The organism is Stenotrophomonas sp. HMSC10F07 (genome assembly GCF_001807895.1).
In the GTDB taxonomy this organism is placed as follows: Bacteria; Pseudomonadota; Gammaproteobacteria; order Xanthomonadales; family Xanthomonadaceae; genus Stenotrophomonas; species Stenotrophomonas sepilia.
Genome location: NZ_KV791337.1, coordinates 1 through 16,234 on the forward strand (window position 1 = coordinate 1; position 16,234 = coordinate 16,234).

Annotated in this window: 12 protein-coding genes; 2 read left to right on the plus strand and 10 right to left on the minus strand. The window is 65.2% G+C overall.

Annotated features, from left to right (window positions below):
• Positions 1-129: 129 nt before the first annotated feature.
• The gene (locus HMPREF3114_RS03010) at positions 130-774 is read left to right on the plus strand and encodes a hypothetical protein (RefSeq protein ID WP_043034094.1); all 645 of its coding nucleotides are present in this window, start codon (positions 130-132) and stop codon (positions 772-774) included.
• Between the two features lie 115 nt (positions 775-889).
• Here the strand turns inward: HMPREF3114_RS03010 and HMPREF3114_RS03015 are convergent, their stop codons facing one another.
• The 7 genes from HMPREF3114_RS03015 to HMPREF3114_RS03045 form a co-directional block, all read right to left on the minus strand.
• Positions 890-1,636: a hypothetical protein gene (locus HMPREF3114_RS03015; protein WP_053498474.1), complete on the minus strand. Its 747-nt coding sequence runs from the start codon at positions 1,634-1,636 to the stop codon at positions 890-892.
• Positions 1,637-1,705: 69 nt separating this feature from the next.
• Complete coding sequence (locus HMPREF3114_RS20470) at positions 1,706-5,611, minus strand: ESPR-type extended signal peptide-containing protein (protein WP_080375082.1); 3,906 nt, start codon at positions 5,609-5,611, stop codon at positions 1,706-1,708.
• Positions 5,612-5,677: 66 nt separating this feature from the next.
• On the minus strand, positions 5,678-6,388 hold the full coding sequence (locus HMPREF3114_RS03025; protein ID WP_053498476.1) for a pilus assembly protein: 711 nt from the start codon (positions 6,386-6,388) through the stop codon (positions 5,678-5,680).
• A gap of 18 nt (positions 6,389-6,406) precedes the next feature.
• A complete protein-coding gene (locus tag HMPREF3114_RS03030) occupies positions 6,407-7,546 on the minus strand; it encodes a CfaE/CblD family pilus tip adhesin (RefSeq protein ID WP_053498479.1) in 1,140 nt (379 codons plus the stop codon).
• Positions 7,543-10,269 carry a TcfC E-set like domain-containing protein gene (locus HMPREF3114_RS03035; RefSeq protein ID WP_053498481.1) on the minus strand — a complete coding sequence of 909 codons (2,727 nt, stop codon included), beginning with the start codon at positions 10,267-10,269 and terminating at the stop codon, positions 7,543-7,545. The genes HMPREF3114_RS03030 and HMPREF3114_RS03035 overlap by 4 nt, the downstream gene beginning before the upstream one ends.
• A gap of 51 nt (positions 10,270-10,320) precedes the next feature.
• The gene (locus HMPREF3114_RS03040; RefSeq protein WP_053498483.1) at positions 10,321-10,830 is read right to left on the minus strand and encodes a CS1 type fimbrial major subunit; all 510 of its coding nucleotides are present in this window, start codon (positions 10,828-10,830) and stop codon (positions 10,321-10,323) included.
• Between the two features lie 392 nt (positions 10,831-11,222).
• Positions 11,223-11,987 (minus strand): alpha/beta fold hydrolase, encoded by a 765-nt coding sequence (locus HMPREF3114_RS03045; protein ID WP_053498485.1) that lies wholly within the window; start codon positions 11,985-11,987, stop codon positions 11,223-11,225.
• Between the two features lie 93 nt (positions 11,988-12,080).
• Between HMPREF3114_RS03045 and HMPREF3114_RS03050 the strand changes: the two genes are divergently transcribed.
• Positions 12,081-12,854, plus strand: a complete 774-nt coding sequence (locus HMPREF3114_RS03050; protein ID WP_053498487.1) for an AraC family transcriptional regulator — start codon at positions 12,081-12,083, stop codon at positions 12,852-12,854.
• 125 nt (positions 12,855-12,979) lie between these two features.
• Here the strand turns inward: HMPREF3114_RS03050 and HMPREF3114_RS03055 are convergent, their stop codons facing one another.
• From HMPREF3114_RS03055 to HMPREF3114_RS03065, 3 genes are all read right to left on the minus strand, one after another.
• The gene (locus HMPREF3114_RS03055) at positions 12,980-14,257 is read right to left on the minus strand and encodes a citrate synthase (protein WP_005418950.1); all 1,278 of its coding nucleotides are present in this window, start codon (positions 14,255-14,257) and stop codon (positions 12,980-12,982) included.
• A gap of 296 nt (positions 14,258-14,553) precedes the next feature.
• Positions 14,554-14,796: a type B 50S ribosomal protein L31 gene (locus tag HMPREF3114_RS03060; protein WP_005418951.1), complete on the minus strand. Its 243-nt coding sequence runs from the start codon at positions 14,794-14,796 to the stop codon at positions 14,554-14,556.
• An 88-nt stretch (positions 14,797-14,884) separates the two neighbouring features.
• A complete protein-coding gene (locus HMPREF3114_RS03065; RefSeq protein ID WP_005418952.1) occupies positions 14,885-15,823 on the minus strand; it encodes a nucleoside hydrolase in 939 nt (312 codons plus the stop codon).
• Between the last annotated feature and the right edge of the window lie 411 nt (positions 15,824-16,234).

Genomic DNA, 16,234 nt, shown 5'->3' on the forward strand with positions numbered 1-16,234 from the left:
TAGAGCAGCCGAGCATGGGCTCGGCTCTACAGGATCAACGGCACCCGCTTGCTCCCATCCGGGAAAACGCCTACGCGGATGTCACATCCGTGCGCTAGTCTGTAGCCAGGTCGCAACAGGAGTCCTCGCATGCATCGCGCCCGCCAGCATGCTGCCAGCCAGACCCGCGAGCGGCGCCACCGCCTCGCCCACGAAGCCGCCCGCCTGATGGCTGAAGGCGGCATCCGCGACTACCACCAGGCCAAGCTGAAGGCCGCCAGCCGGCTCGGCATCCACGACGATGCCTCCCTGCCGCGCAACACCGAGATCGAAGACGCCCTGCGCGAGTACCAGCGGCTGTTCTCCGGGCCCCAGCACGGCAATGAACTGCAGCGCCGCCGCGAGGCCGCGATGCGCGCGCTGGAGTTCCTGCACGGCTTCGCCCCACGGCTGGCCGGCCCGGTGCTGGAAGGCACCGCCGATGCCAACAGCCCGGTGCAGCTGCACCTGCACAGCGACGACCCGGAAGCCGTGCATCGCTTCCTGGACGAGCACGGCATTCCCGCCGAATCGCGGACGCGCCGGCTGCGCATGGACCGCGAACGCAGCCTGGACGTGCCGGTGTGGGTGTTCAGTGCCGAGGAGCTGACCTTCGACCTGGCCGTGCTGCCGTACGATGCGCTGCGCCAGGCGCCGCTGTCGCCGGTGGATGAGAAGCCGATGCGACGCGCGTCTGTCGCACAGCTGCGGCAGCTGCTGGCCGAAGCGGAGATCACCGCGTACATCGGCGGGTGACGGTTGCGCAGGTTCTGGTGGGTGCGGACCGTTGGTCCGCGCGGTGCATCAGGCATCCGGATAGCTGACCGAAGAGCAGCCGAGCATGGCTCGGCTCTACAGGAGATGCGTTGCCCTACCAGACATCATGGTGCTGCTCCTCCGTTTCATCGCCAAGCAGGCGCATCAACCAAGGGGCTCCCACCCGCTGCGGGTACGCCATCATCATCCGCGCGTGCATGTTCTGCAGATCGCCCAGCAACCAGGTCTGGTTGTATACATCGCCGAACGGGTCCGACCACGCCGTCTGTATCCGCGCGCGCTCACCGCCGTTGAGATTGGGCATTCTGTCCAACGGGATCTCCAGTACCGGCTCCAGCGCCCGATTGATGGCCGCGTTCTCCGCCTCCGCCGCACGCATGAGCTCCAGCCGATGGCTCACCTGCCAGCACGGGAAAGGGAAGCAGCTTCCGGTGGCATCGATGTATGCCGCCATGTCGGCCAGCATGTGGGCCTTCAGCTGCCACACCATTGCACTGTCCAGCAGCTGCCGCACCCGCAGTGTGCGCAGCGTGCCGGCGCGGACATCCTCCGGGGTGGTGAACGGCTCGCCCGGGGTTGGGCCGCCATGCCGCACCAGCACGATGCGATGGATCGCCTCCTGGGTGATGTTCTCCACGCGCAGCGCGGCGGCCTCCGGATGCACGCGCGGCGGCGGCACGCTCGATACCCGCCAGGTGTACCAGGCCGCCAAGCCCACGCCCGCCACGCACAGCAGGGCGAACAGCAGCCAGCGGTCCAGATTGCGGGTGTAGTAGTAAAAACGTGCCCGCCACAGATAGAACGTGCGGTAGCTGATGAACCGGCTTACCCATCGATACATTGCCATTTCCTCGGCAAGGGCCCCGGCGCGGCGGGGCGGATTACGCGCGTCACGCCGGGGCTCCATGGCTTACCAGCCGATGCCGACGCCGACGCCCATGCTGCGTTCGCCACTGTTGGTGAACGCACCATTGAGGCTGAAGGTGGCCGAGCCCTTTTCGTTGAGCACGCGCTGGTAGCCGACCGCCATCGCCGACTCACCCTCGCTGTAGCCCACGCCCGCACCGAGGCGGTTGTAGGTGGCCAGGCCCGCAGTGTTCATCGCCATCGCGGTCTGCGCGCTGCTCATCGCCGCCATGCGGTTGAAACGCTTGTCCATCTTGTCCAGGCGACGTTCGAAATTGCTGATCGCGCCATCGGTGTACTCGTTGGCGCGGGCCAGCATCTTCTCCAATTCAGCGGTGTCGACCTGCGGCTTGGGCGTCTCGTCCTGCTTCGACTTCGGCTGCGGCGCGAGCTTCTCACCCTCGCCGACCGACGCCACCTGCTGGCCGCCTTCGGCCTGCGGCACCGGTGCTTCCGGCTCCGGCGCCGAAGCGACAGCCATTGCCCGCGGCTGCGGCGCATCGATGCGCTCTTCCAGGCCATCGATACGGCCGTTGAGCTGCTGCTGCATCGAATGCAGCTGGCCACCATTGACCGCATCACGGCTGCCGGCGGCGACCAGGCCGTTGGCCACGTTGGAGATGACCATGCCGTGGGTTCCGGCGAGGGTGAGCTGGTTGAGACCGTCGGCGCGGACCGAGGGGGTGTCCTGGAAGATCGAGTTGAGCTGACCCTCCACCTTATCCACACGGCGGCCTGCAGTGATGACAGCGCCATCGAGCGCCATCAGCGCGCCCTCAACGGTGTTCTGTGTACCGCCCTGCACCGAGTAGATCGGGGCAATGATGTTGCCGCTGGCATCCATGCCTGCGCTGCCGCCGAGGGTGGCGAGGGAGTCCTTCAGCTGAGAGACGGTCGTGGCGTTGTGATCAGCGGTGCCACGGGCGATGTTAACGAGGCGGCGCTCGGCGCCACTACTCCCAAAGGAAGCCGTTCCAGCCTCGGTGGCCTCGGCCCCTGCACCCAAGGCCAGCGCTCCGTCTGCGCCTAGATGAATCCTAGATCCGGCACCAATGGCGACACCATTGGTCGCTGCCACATGTGCGCCTGTTCCCATCGAGAAGCCATTCAAAGCTGCAGCGGACACGGTCGCCCCGCGCCCAATTGCAACAGAATTCACACCCAGCGCGGAGGAGAATGCCCCAACCGAAGTTCCACCCTCGTTGCCGGCCTTTGCGGAATCGCCAATAGCGACACCAAGAAGCCCTGCCTCGGCGCGCTGGCTAAACGAATCAACGCCAATGCTCAGATACTGATTCATAGTCTCCAGCACCGACACTCTACTGTTCGTATCATGAAGTTGACGCCCAGATACGGCCTCCGAACTTGTGGCATTCAATTGAGCATCTGCCAGCCCAATGATTTTGCGGTTTGTATTGGCGCTGTTGCGCACGTCCAGCACGGTTCCGCTGTTCTTCTCGCCCAGACGGACATTGCCGTTGACGGCGACCTGACTGACCAGCCCTTCCAGCGCAGCCGTGCTGACCAACGCCTTGGCAGCGTCTGCCTTCGCAACCGTTGCATCCGCCTGCGCCGCCGTAGCCGCTTTCTCCACGGCAGCCACCTGCACATTGGTGGCATTCAGCTGCTTGCCGTTGACCGCTTCATTGCTGCTTGCACTTACCGTGCCATCCGCCACACCGGCAACCTTCCGGCTGGCGTTGGCGCTGTTGCGCACATCCAACACAGTTCCGCTGTTCTTCTCGCCCAGACGGACATTGCCGTTGGTGGCGGTCTGACTGACCAGTCCTTCCAGCGCGGTCGTGCTGACCAACGCCTTGGCAGCGTCCGCCTTCGCAACCGTTGCATCCGCCTGCGCAGCTGCGGCCGCCTTCTCCACGGCAGCCACCTGCACATTGGTGGCATTGAGCTGCTTGCCGTTGATCGCTTCATTGCTGCTGGCGCTTACCGTGCCATCCGCCACGCCGGTAACCTTCCGGCTGGCGTTGGCACTGTTGCGCACGTCCAGCACAGTTCCGCTGTTCTTCTCGCCCAGACGGACATTGCCGTTGGCGGCGGTCTGGTTGACCAGTCCTTCCAGCGCAGCCGTGCCGACCAACGCCTTGGCAGCGTCTGCCTTTGCAACCGTTGCATCCGCCTGCGCGGCCGTAGCCGCTTTCTCCACGGCAGCCACCTGCACGTTGGTGGCATTGAGCTGCTTGCCGTTGACCGCTTCATTGCTGCTGGCACTTACCGTGCCATCCGCTACACCGGTAACCTTCCGGCTGGCGTTGGCGCTGTTGCGCACGTCCAGTACGGTGCCGCTGTTCTTCCCACCCAGGCGGACATTGCCGGTGGCGGCGGTCTGAGAGACCAGGCCCGCGAGCGCGGTCGTCTCGGTCAGTGCCTTGGCGGCGTCGGCCTTGGCAGCATTGGCCGCCGTCTGCGCGCTCGTGGCCGTGCTCTGGGCAGTGGACACGGCCTGGTTGGTCGCGAACAGCTGATTGCCGGTGATCGCGTCGGTGCTGCCATTGCTGACCACGCCGTCGGCAATGTACTGGATCTTGCGCCTCAGCGTGGCACTGCCCACCGAAACGGAGTTGACCGACGCCGTGACAGAGCCGGCACCCAGTGCCACTGCATTGTCATGGCGGGCGTTGGCCCGGTCACCCAATGCCACGGCACTGGTATTGGCCGATACCGCAAGATTGCCCAGCGCGGTGGCGAACTGCGCCTTGGCCTCGCTGCCACGCCCCAGCGCCGTGGACTGCTTTGCCGTGGCTTTGCTCAGGTACCCCATTGCAGTGGCATGTTCGGCGGCCGCATTGGCGTCACCGCCTACAGCAATGGAGAAGTTCCCGCTGGCAATGGCCCGGAAGCCGGTCGCGACCGCGCCGTTTGCGCTGCGCGTGTTTGCACCGATGGAAACGCCGGCATTCTGGCCGGTCACTCGGTTGCCCTCCGCATCGACGCCAGCCAGCGCATCGAACCCGAGTGCGACACTGCGACCGTTGTAGGCCTTGGCATTGTTGCCGATGGCGGTGCTGATGCCGTAGCTCCCCGATTCTGCGATCGCGCCCCTACCCAGTGCCAGGGTGGTGGCATCGATGCGATTGGTGGCGGACTGCGCAAGCGTCCGAACCGCTGTCAGATCATTTTTCATGGTGCCAACGTTTGCTTCGACCGCACCCAGCTTGCTGTTGGTCGCGTACAGCTGCTTGCCCGTGACGGCGTCGGTACTGGCTGCGGTGATCCGCCCATCGGCTACGTTGACGATCCGCCGCTTCTCCTTGTCACTGCCGACGGAGACGGTGTTCACTTCACTGGCAAGGGAATTTGCACCGATCGCCACTGAGTTCTCGCTCTGCGAGAGCGATCCACTACCGATGGCGATCGAGTTCTGGCGCGTGGCTGACGCCTTGTTTCCGAAGGCAGTGGACCCGATGCCCTTGCCATAGGCGTTGGCACCCACCACTGTGCTGTGCCCCAGCTGGGCCGTGGCGTTGTAGCCAACTGCAACGCTGTCCACACCACTGATGTATGCCTGTTGGCCGAGAGCAGTGTTGTAGTTGCCAAGCACCTTGGCTTTGTGACCAAAGGTGGCGTTCCACGATCCGTCGTTGTAGGCCCCGCCGCCCATGATCAGATACTCCTTGGACGTGGACAACTTGGAGCTTGCATAGGGGACCGCATCGGTTTGACCAAGGTGTGGCGCGCAGCGGAGCTCGGGCTTGCCCAGATCGAAGACGTCACACCCCCAGTACTCGACTGCGCCGGCGTCCATAGCGCCAATCGTGGACACGGAAAGCGCAACAACCCGCAACGCCAGCTTGCTTCTTGAAGCACCGCAGCGCCTTGCGACAGCCAGCTCGCTCGCCACCACCCAGCACTGCCGGGCGGCATTCCAGATACGCCGATAGATTCGATTCATGGTCTTTCTCCTTAACAGTTTGCGGAAAAGACATCCCGCGCCATGCGCGGGACGCAGGGAGGGGGATCAACTGGACTGGATGGCCACGTCCTGGACATGCTCGCGATAGCCGTCCTGGCTGAGCCGGTAGCGCAGGCGCAGAGAATTGCCCGGCTGCGGCTGGAACGGCAGGGTGAAATCGGCATCCGGGTACAGGCTGTGCGAGAGGTCGTGCGGCGTGCAGACGCCGGCCGCCGTGCATTCGGCCGCATGGACAATGCCCACGCGCAGCGTGCCGCTGTTGTGCAGCGTGTTGCCACGTACACTCAGGCTGACCACACCGTCGGCGGGCACCACGTTCACCAGCGCGCCCCATACCAGGCTGACGCCGACGTCGGCGTGCGCAGCGTCTTCGCTGCTTTCCAGTTCAGTGCCTTCCGGGCCGCGCACACCTTCGAAGTACACCCGGTATGCGGTTTCCTTCTGCACCGGCTGCAGTGGGATCAGCCGGATCAGGCGATTGCCACCGCCTGACAGCGCGAACTTGCCGGGCGTAATGGCTATGGCCGAATCGGCGACCTCGATATCCTGCTCCTGTTCGCGGGGCGTTGCCGGGTTGTCGATGCGTCGCAGGCTGGCCTGTACATACTGCGGGCGAGTGGACTGCGAGTAGACGCGGATCTGCGCACCCCGCTTGGCGTCCATCGCGGTTCGCATGGGATGGATGGACAGGTTGGCGTGTGCTGCTGGCGCAAGCAGCGCACTCAACGGCAGCATCCAGACGATCAGTTTGTTCATGGCAGGCTCCGTGTGGGATCAGGGTTTGGCGGTGGGTACGCGCAGTTCCACCGTCAGCTCGCCCTCGTAGAGACCGGGGCGCTTGCTGGCGACAGGGGTGGGAGGTGTCAGCAATGTCAGCGGTGTGGGCACGCAATAGACCGGCTGGCTGATGCCGGGCAGCATCACCAGGCGCAGCTCGGCGCTGTCGATACCGCGCAGCAGTTCTTCCACGCCATGCCGCATGCGGATATCGCGCCCGCCGTAGTTCAGGCTGACGTGGTAGTCCAGGCGCTGACGGTCGTCGCTGCCACCATCGCGGTGCCAGACCGCGAAGTCGCTGCCGGGTGGCGGGCGCGGCCCGCTGTCGCGCACGGTGACGCCGATGAACTCGCTCTGCGAGCCGAGGCCGTCGTAGAGGCACATCTCCAGCTGCTTGCGGCCGCCCACCATCTGCTTGATGGGGTCGTAGCGCAGGTCCATGTTGACCAGCGGCGCAATGGTGTCGAAGGCCGGAAAGTAGATCGAGATCGCGTCGTAGTCGGTGACGGTGAAATCGAAGTTGAAGGTGGCGGTGGCGACCGGTGCTGCGGCGGGATCTGCCTTGATATTCAGGCGCATCGTGGCCTTCCAGTGGCCTGCGACGAGACGCGAAATCTCCGATTGAGGCAGTGTCAGCTGGACTCCGGTTCCCAGAGGAAACTCCACACCTGGAGAGCACTCGAACCAAAATGATGCATTGAGCCAACGCGGGTTCTTATCCCAGAAATCGATTGAACAGATGCGTCCTGAGAGAATTCTTAGGACATGACCAACTGCGCGAATGTCCGAACGAAGCCCCGTGCGCTGCTCAACGGCTTGGACCCATACTTCTGATTGCCCGAATGCGATGGTGGGCACCCCCTCTGTAGGGCACTTTCCAGACACCGGATCTGACGCAGACCCACACACCACATGGATCTGCCCGTACTTCATCGCCACGTCATGACTGAACCCCAGCACCGTCCTCGGCGCCCACAGCTCCACGTCACCGGGCACGGCCGAGCGGTCCCACGTCATCACGATGTCCCGGCTCTGGTCGGTGGGATGCGTCTCTGGCGGCCACTGCGCCCACGCCCGCGGCATCAGCACGGCCAGCGCGCACACCAGCATCAACACGAACAACACACGCCGGCTCATGGCGTTCCTCCTGCAGCAGCGGTCTGGGGCGTGGCGGCAATCAGCGCGCGTTCCTGCAGCAGCCGGGTGACGCGCGCCTGCTGGCGGATCTCCGCCGGCAGCTGGGCCACGGCGAGCGGTTCGCAGCGCACGGCACCGACCAGCAGCACCACCTGGCGGCGCTCGCGCACCTGCAGCGGGCAGTGCAGCAGGCGGTCGTCCTGCAGCAGGTAGAGCGTTGTCTCGCGACGCGGGAAGTCGGCGACGAAGCCGCCGTTGGCGCTGGTGCCGGGCACCGGCGCGTTGAGGATGCGGGCGCCGCCCAGCGGCGCGCCGGCCAGCGTGCGGGCGGTGCCGATGAAGGTGTAGGTCACTTCGATCGGCACCGGCATACGCATCAGCCGCCCCGGGGCCAGGAACATCGGGCGCGCACCGCCCACACCGCTCACCCGGATGGCGGCCATGCTGGCGTCGTTGCTGGCGTCCTGCAGTTCGGCACGGTGCGACTGGTAGGCGGTCAACGGCAGCAGCCGGCGCTCGCCGATCTGCAACCGTTGCCGGCCCGCGCCGCTCACCTGCAGTTCGGCCGCCACGCCCTGCAGGTCCAGGTCATCGGTGGCGCCTACCTGTACCGCCAGCCCGGCGTCGGCGCCGCTGCCTGCGCCCCAGTAGGCACCGCGCCGGCCCAGTGCGAAGGCCGAGCTGTGCGTGCCGCTGTAAGCGGTCTCGCTGCGGCCATGCTGCTGGTAGTACGCCACGGTGGCGCCGGTCTGTCCGTAACGGTTCTGCAGCTGCCCGCCCAGCGATGCGCTGTAGCGGTCGTTGTTGTTGGCGCGCAGCTCGGAGGTCAGCTCACGGAACTGCGCGTCCACCTCCTGGCGATAGCTCTGGCCGACGCTGTAGTTGATCTCCGGCCGCTGGTGCTGCGGCTGTCGCATGTCCACCGCATAGCGGCGCTGGCCGTTGCCAACATGGCTGCGCTGCAGGCGGGTGAAGCTCACGTTGAGGTAGATGCCACGGTCGCGCGTGCGGGTGTCGCGGGCACTGTCGTGGCTGTGCTGCTGCCACAGGCCCAGCCGCGTGGAGACGCTGAAATCCTGCCAACGATGGCTGCGGCTGAAGCTGGCCTGCCAGGTGCGGCTGAGCTGCGGCTCACGGTGCGGTTGCAGCGGTTGCGGCGGCAGGAATGGATCCAGTGGCGCCAACGGATCATCGTCACCAGGACGGCTCCAACCGGTGCGCCAGGTCTGGCGCCGGGTATACCCCAGATACGCCGTACCACCGGCGATCGGCAGCGAGACCGATCCGCTGAGCGAGTTGGTGCAGCCCAGGCGGTCCCGTGCATCGGCCTCGAACTGGCAGGCCTTGCCACGCATGCGCTGCTGGTAGATGTTCCAGGACGCCTTGCGCCGGTATGACAGCTGATGCTGCTGGCCGTGGCTGCCATCGCTGCCGCGCATGCCGCTGAACGTTGCGCGCATTTCCTGCGTGGCCAGCACGCGGCGCAGGTCGACGCGCAGTTCGCCATAGCTGTGCCCGCCCAGATGGGCAACGCCCGCGGTAACGGCCAGGTCGCGTGCCAAGGGCACGCGCATGCCGGCCACCGCCACCTGTTCGCTGTCGAAGCGATCGCTGCGCCGCTCGTTGCGGCGGCCACCCTGCACGAACCACTGCCATTGGCTGTCGGTCCAGTCGCCGCCCTTGTCGAAGGGAGCCTCTTCGGTACGCACCAGCACGCCATCCTCGTAGATGCGCATGCGCACCAAGTAGCTGCCGAACGGGAAGTTGCGGGTATCGATCTGGTTGATGCCGGCCTGCAGGTAGTAGGTCTGCAGCAGGCGCTCGCCGTCGAACACGTCCACGCGCGCATCGCGGGCGAGCAGGACCGTCAATGGCGAGGCCTGCACGGCAGCATCGCTGTCCACGTAAGCCTGGGTGGTGCCCACGCGGGCACCGTCGAAGCGGTCCAGCGGCAGCATGCTGAAACCGAAGGTGCCGCCCTGTGGGCTGGACAGGTTGCGGCGGTCCATGCGCCCGGCCTGCAGGTAGTACTGCTGGCCCAGGTCATGGCGGTAATAGACGTTGTCGAATTCGAAATGCGCATCGCCACCGCTGCTGCGGTAGCGCTGCTGGGTGAAGTACCAGTCGGCGGACATATGGCCCCGCTGGAACAGGCCCAGAACGCCGGTGCCGCGCGCACTGAACGACTGGTAGTCGCGCCCACCGGTGAGGTTGAGCACCTGCTGGTGCAGGAAAGCGTTCTCGGCATTGCTGCTGAGCGCGTGGAAGCGTTCCGCGGCGGGCTCGCCACCGATCCACTGGCGGGCCACGAACAGGTGCACGGCGCCCTCGCCTTCGTCGTACAGCGCGCGCGCGGCCGCAGGGTCTTGCGGGGGATCCAGATAGCCGCAACCGGCCTCGGCGCCCCCGAACCGGCAGGCCAGGTGGCTGTTGCGTGGCAGCGGCTGCGACAGCGCCGGCAGCAGCGCGGCCTGCGCCTCGGCGGACAGGTCCAGTGCCTGCAGCACGCGCGCGGGATCCTCCAGCTGCACATGCTCCAGGGTGACGCGCACCGGCGACAGCCCGGCCGAGCGGCCGAACAGCTGGATGTCGAGTTGTTCGGTCTGTCCTTCGACCAGGTCTTCGAAACCGGGCGGGACGCCGCGCGCGGCCGCCAGCGGAGTGGACAACGCCAGGGCGAGCGCGACCGCCAGCCGGGTGACGGCGGGGGCGTGTGAGGTCATGGGGGTACCGCTGGAGAAGCGGCCGGCCCGGGAACCGGGCCGGCGCGGGGATTACGGCGAGGTCGCCTTCTGGTTCAGCACGACGTTGACGATGCCGCTGTAGCGACCCTTGGTGGTGATCGGGGCCGGGGTGGCCTGGGCAATGGTCAACGGCATCGAAATCGAGGCGCCCGGAGTCGAGCCGGCGCCGGTGAACAGGTCGACTGCCTTGTATTCGATGGCGGCGGCACCCAGTGCGCGATTGTTGAGGCTGATGCTCATCGGTACGGTGACGGTGCCGGTCTCATTTGCGAGGGCAAACGCACCATCGATACGCGCCTCGATATCGGCGGTGTCATCATTGGAGTGGATGCGCACGCGCTGCGTGTCCGGAATCAGGCCGCGCAGCGGATCGTGGGTAAGGTTGACCACGTCCGGCAGCGGGGTGCCGTCATCACGCAGCAGTGCCAGGGTCGGGTCGACGTCGGCGTAGACGGAGATCTTGGTTTCCAGCGCGTGCGCGGACAGCGAAGCAGTGGCCAGCGCTGCAGCGAGCGCGGCCTTCTTGATGATGGCGTGCATGGTTGTCTCTCTCGGACAAAGGGGGAATATGAAAGCTCCCCTCCCCAAGGAGAAAAGGGAGGGGAGCATCGCCCGCGGGGATGGGTGCGGGCGACGGAGAGAATGTTAGAAATCCATTGCCATGCAGGCCATTCAAGCATTCCTAAAACGTTGAACGTTAAGGGGAATTCTTGAATTCGCTCAATGTTTGAGAGTTATGCAATTTCCCTCATCGGTTCAATGCAACAAACCTCATTGCTTCGCTTTTGTAGAGTCGAGCCGCGCCGAAGAATATGTGGGCGCCCTCCAGATGAACGCATCGCCATGCGCACGGAACCTGCCGCCGGGCCAAGGGCATGATTCGCGCTCGACTGCTTTTCGCGCCAGACGCGCGAGTCAACTGCCAGTCGACGCTACCTCCCGGGCAACGACAACAGGAAGCACTCCATGGCCGCCACCAATGCCAAAGGTGCCTCATTCATCGGGTAGTGCCCTGCACTTTCGATGACCTCCAGCGTTGCGTGGCGATAGCGGCACAGATAGGCCTTCTCCATCAGTGATCGGTTGAACGTTGGATCATTCCCACCCACCACCACCTTCAACCGATGTTCACCAACGATCTCATTGCTGAAATCCGTATCTGCCCACGCGGAAAGATAGGCAGCAAATGCGCCGGGCGCGGAGCACTCCATTGAGTAGCCGGCCTTCCAGTCCAACCAGGTCGCAGGCAGACGCCCGCCGCTGCTGCGATCGATGATGGCCCGCCGGGTGGCGAGGCTGCCCGCGGCACTCTCCAACAGGCGCCGCGTGGGCGCGTCATAGGCAATACCGCCGCAGGGAACGGGCGCGATGGCCAGCATGGATCGCACACGCTGTGGCGCGAGCACAGCAATGCGCTCGATCGCCATGCCTCCCATGGAATGCCCCATCACGCTGAAGGTGTCGATCCGCAGCGCATCGGCGAGCGCCAACGCATCATGTGCCACCTCGTCGATGCTGTACTGGCCCGCCGCATCCTGCATGCCGCCGTAGCCACGGCAATCCATGAAGACGTAGCTGAAATGATCACGCGACAGCCACGGCTCGATCGGCTCGAACGCATGCGCGTCACCGAACCAGCCATGCAGGACCAGGACGAAGTGAGGCCCCTGCCCCACGCGATGAAAAGTGTTGGCCATGAAGAATCGCCGCATTCGGAAGGAGAACTGATGCTAGGCAGCGCACGCCCGGCCCGCCGTCGATGGCGGGTCAACCGCTATAGAATCCGGGCCATGCGCAACTCGCTGCTCGATCCCTACGAAGACCTGCCGCGCGATGTCGTGGTCACCTCGAACGACTACGCGGCCGCGTCCACGTTTCCCCGGCACGCCCATCGACGTGGTCAGTTCGCATTCGCCGCGCACGGGACCATCAGCGTGACGACTCCGCAGGGTCGCTGGCTGGTGCCGCCACGGCGCGCCTGCTGGGTGCCGGCCGGGATGGCCCATGAGATGACGATGCGCGGGCCGGTGACGATGCTCAACGCTTTTCTTTCGATCGAGGCCGCCGCCGCCGTGGCACTGCCGGCGCACTGCCGCGTGTATGCGGTCTCTCCCCTGTTGCGGCAGCTGCTGGAGGATGCGGTGGACCTGCCAGCGCTGTACGACGAGAACGGGCGAGCGGGCAAGCTGATGCAGTTGCTGGTGGCGGAGATCGCGTCGATGTCCACGCTTTCCCTGCACGCGCCATTGCCTGCCGATGCACGCCTCGCGCGCGTCTGCCGGGCGCTGTTCGATGCGCCTTCGCTCGCCATTGGGCTTGATGAGGTGGCTGCGGATGCGGGCATGAGCCGTCGCACGTTCACGCGGATGTTCCGCGCGGATACCGGCGTGAGTTTTTCCGAGTGGCGGCAGCAGGTGTGCCTGCTGGTGGCCATCGAACGATTGGGGCAAGGGCAAGCGGTGACACGCGTGGCACTGGATCTGGGATATGCGAGCCCGAGTGCGTTTTCTGCGTCATTCCGGCGTGTGCTGGGGAGTCCGCCGAGCCAGTATTCAGAGGTGTAGTGCCGGATGGATGTTTGGTTGCCGTGCGGACCAACGGCCCGCAGCCACCCTCCGCCGAGCGCGATCGGGGCAAAAAAAAACGCCCCGCGGCTGCGGGGCGTTTTCAGCACAACCTACGCGGGCGATCAGCCCTGGTAGTCGCGCACGTCGCTGCCGGTGTAGACCTGGCGCGGACGGCCGATCTTCATTTCCGGATCGACCTGCTGTTCCAGCCAATGCGACACCCAGCCGGAAGTACGGCCCAGGGCGAACATGACGGTGAACATTTCGGTCGGGATCTGCAGCGCCTTGTAGATGATGCCGCTGTAGAAATCGACGTTCGGGTACAGCTTGCGGGCGACGAAGTACTCGTCCTGCAGCGCAGCCTGTTCCAGCTTCACGGCCACGTCCAGCAGCGGATCCTGCACGCCCAGCTGCTTGAGCACCTTGCTGGTCATCTCGCCGATGACCTTGGCGCGCGGGTCGAAGTTCTTGTAGACGCGGTGGCCGAAGCCCATCAGGCGGAAGCCGGAGGTCTTGTCCTTGGCCTTGACCACGGCGGACTCGACGTTGTCGGCGCTGCCGATCTCTTCCAGCATCTTCAGCACGGCTTCGTTGGCACCGCCGTGGGCTGGACCCCACAGCGCGGTGACGCCCGCAGCGACCGACGCGTACGGGTTGGCACCGGTCGAGCCGACCAGGCGCACGGTCGAGGTCGAGGCGTTCTGCTCGTGGTCGGCATGCAGGATGAACAGCAGGTCCAGTGCCTTGACCACGTCCGGGTTCAGGTCGTACTGGCCGTCAGCGGACTCGAAGGTCTGCTTCAGGAAGCGGCTGACGTAGTCCAGCGAGGTGTCCGGCTTGTTGGCCGGCAGGCCCTTGCCGTGGCGGTAGATCAGCGCCGACAGGGTCGGCACCTTGGCGATCAGGCGCACGGCGGCCTTGCGGCGCTGCTCGGCGTCGGACAGGTCCAGCGAGTCGTGGTAGATGGCCGACAGCTGCGCGATCGCGGCCGCCAGGATCGCCATCGGGTGGGCATCCTTGGCGAAGCTGCCGATCAGGGTGTTGATCGAATCGTCGACGTTGGCTTCGGCGGTCAGCTCATCGGTGAAGGCCTTCAGCTGCTCGGCGCTCGGGCGCTCGCCGTTGATCAGCAGGTAGGCCACTTCGACGTAGCTCGACTTTTCCGACAGCTGCTCGATCGGGTAGCCGCGGTACAGCAGCACACCCTTGTCGCCGTCGATGTAGGTAATGGCGGACTTGCAGCTGGCCGTCGCGGTGAAGCCGGAATCGTAGGTGAAGAACCCCGTTTCCTTGGTCAGCTTCGCGATGTCGACGCAGTCGTTGCCAAGGGTGGGTTTGATGACGGGCAGAACGACGGACTTATCGCCGGCGTTGAGCGTGACCTGATCAAGATCGGACACTGTGTGCGCTCCTTCATGGGAAGGCGCCTGCCCAAGCGCATTGGTCAGGCACGTGAATGACGTCCTCGGCCTGTGCCGGGGATCACGTCATTATCGCACAGCAGCATTTGTCGGGTGCTAGACGGAAGTCGTATACGACAGGCGGCCAGACACCGGCCGTTGAGCGGCCCGGATCGGCAAAAGCGTTGTCACACGAACGCAGTGTTCCGTCCATCCAAACGCCCGTTGGGTTGGCGTTGGGGAAAAACAAACGGCCGCGCAGAGCGCGGCCGTCGGTTCGAAGCTGGATCGACAGATCAGCGCGCGTAGCGCTTCTGGAACTTGTCGATACGGCCCGAGGTGTCGATGACCTTGTGCTTGCCCGTGTAGAACGGGTGCGAAGCAGAGGAAATTTCAACCTTGACCAGCGGGTATTCGTTGCCGTCTTCCCACTGGATGGTTTCCTTCGTGCCCATGGTCGAGCGGGTCAGGAACTTGAAATCGGAGGTGACGTCATGGAAGACGACGTCGCGGTAGTTCGGATGGATATCGGCCTTCATGGGCTCACACCGTAAATGGGCTGGTGGTCAAGAGCGGCATTATAAGCACCGGTTGCCGCTCGGGGCAACCGGTGGCGGTCAATCGAGGTCAGTCCGCGCCCAGGGCCTGGCGCACCAGGGCCTCGAAACGCTGCTGGTCGTAGGCCATCAGCAGATCGCAGTTGTCCGGCTGGCCGGTCTGGCGGTTCCAGTCGACGATGGTGGCGCCGCGGCTGAACGTGCCATTCAGCTCCACGTTCAGCGGCCGCGACTCGACCTGCAGCTGCCCTTCCGGATTCAGCGCCCACGCCATGGCCACCGCATCGGCGGTATACCAGCGGCCGCCCTTGGCATCTTCCGACAGCGCGCGGGTCTTGCGCGAGATCAGTTCGTAGAAGCGGGCGCGGTCGGAATCGGCCTGCAGCCATTTCTCGGCGTCCTCCAGCGGCAGGCCGTGGGCAACGGTCGCCTCCCAGTCGGACACCAGCAGGTGCTTGAACGAGGTGAACACCACGTGCGCGGCTTCAGGATCGAAGGCGATGTTGAATTCGGCTGCCGGGGTGATGTTGCCGTGGCAGGTAACCGCGCCACCCATCACCACGATGCGCTTGATGCGCTGGGGCAGGGTCGGGTCCAGCTTCAGTGCCAGCGCCAGATTGGTCAGCGGGCCCAACATCACCAGCATCAGTTCGCCGGCGTGTTCGTGCGACAGGCGCAGGATGGCCAGGGCAGCGTGCTCGGCCTCGGCCTGGCGGCTCGGCGGCGGCAGGTCCACGTCGCCGTAGCCATCACGGCCATGCACGTGGGCAGCGTCAACGGAGGGATGCAGCAGCGGATCCGGGCTGCCGGCAAACACCGGTACGTCGGGGCGGCCGACGATGTCACAGAGCTTGAGGGCGTTGCGGACGGTGTATTCGAGGCCGACATTGCCGGCGGCGATGGTCAGGGCGACCACGTCGTGCCGTTCATCGGCAAAGGCCATCAGCAGGGCCAGGGCGTCGTCCACACCGGGATCGGTGTCGATCAACAGGGGGATCTTGTGGGTCATCGTTGCCGTCTTCAGATCGGCAACGAAGTGTGGACCGGGATGATGACCGTTGCAAGTACGGGGGTTGGGGTTCTGGCAGGGCTGCGCCCTGCACCCGCAGAGGCAGGAGCAACGGCAACGGCAAAAGCTGGTTTCCTGAGCGATGGCGGGGTGGGGCCGGTTGCGGGGGACGCTGCAAGTACGTCCATGTAAGCTCGGTCGCCGCATCCATGCGGCTCACGCCCCCGCAACCGGACCCATCCCGCCTTCGACAGATCGCTACCGCTGTTGGTAGGTGTCGACCTTGGTCGACACATCCACGCGATGCGTGGATGAACATCGAAATGATCAAAAGCGCTGTCTGTAGCGTCGAACCATGCTCGACTCCCGCGCGCAGCGCGAACGGCAGCCGAGCATGGGCTCGGCTCTACA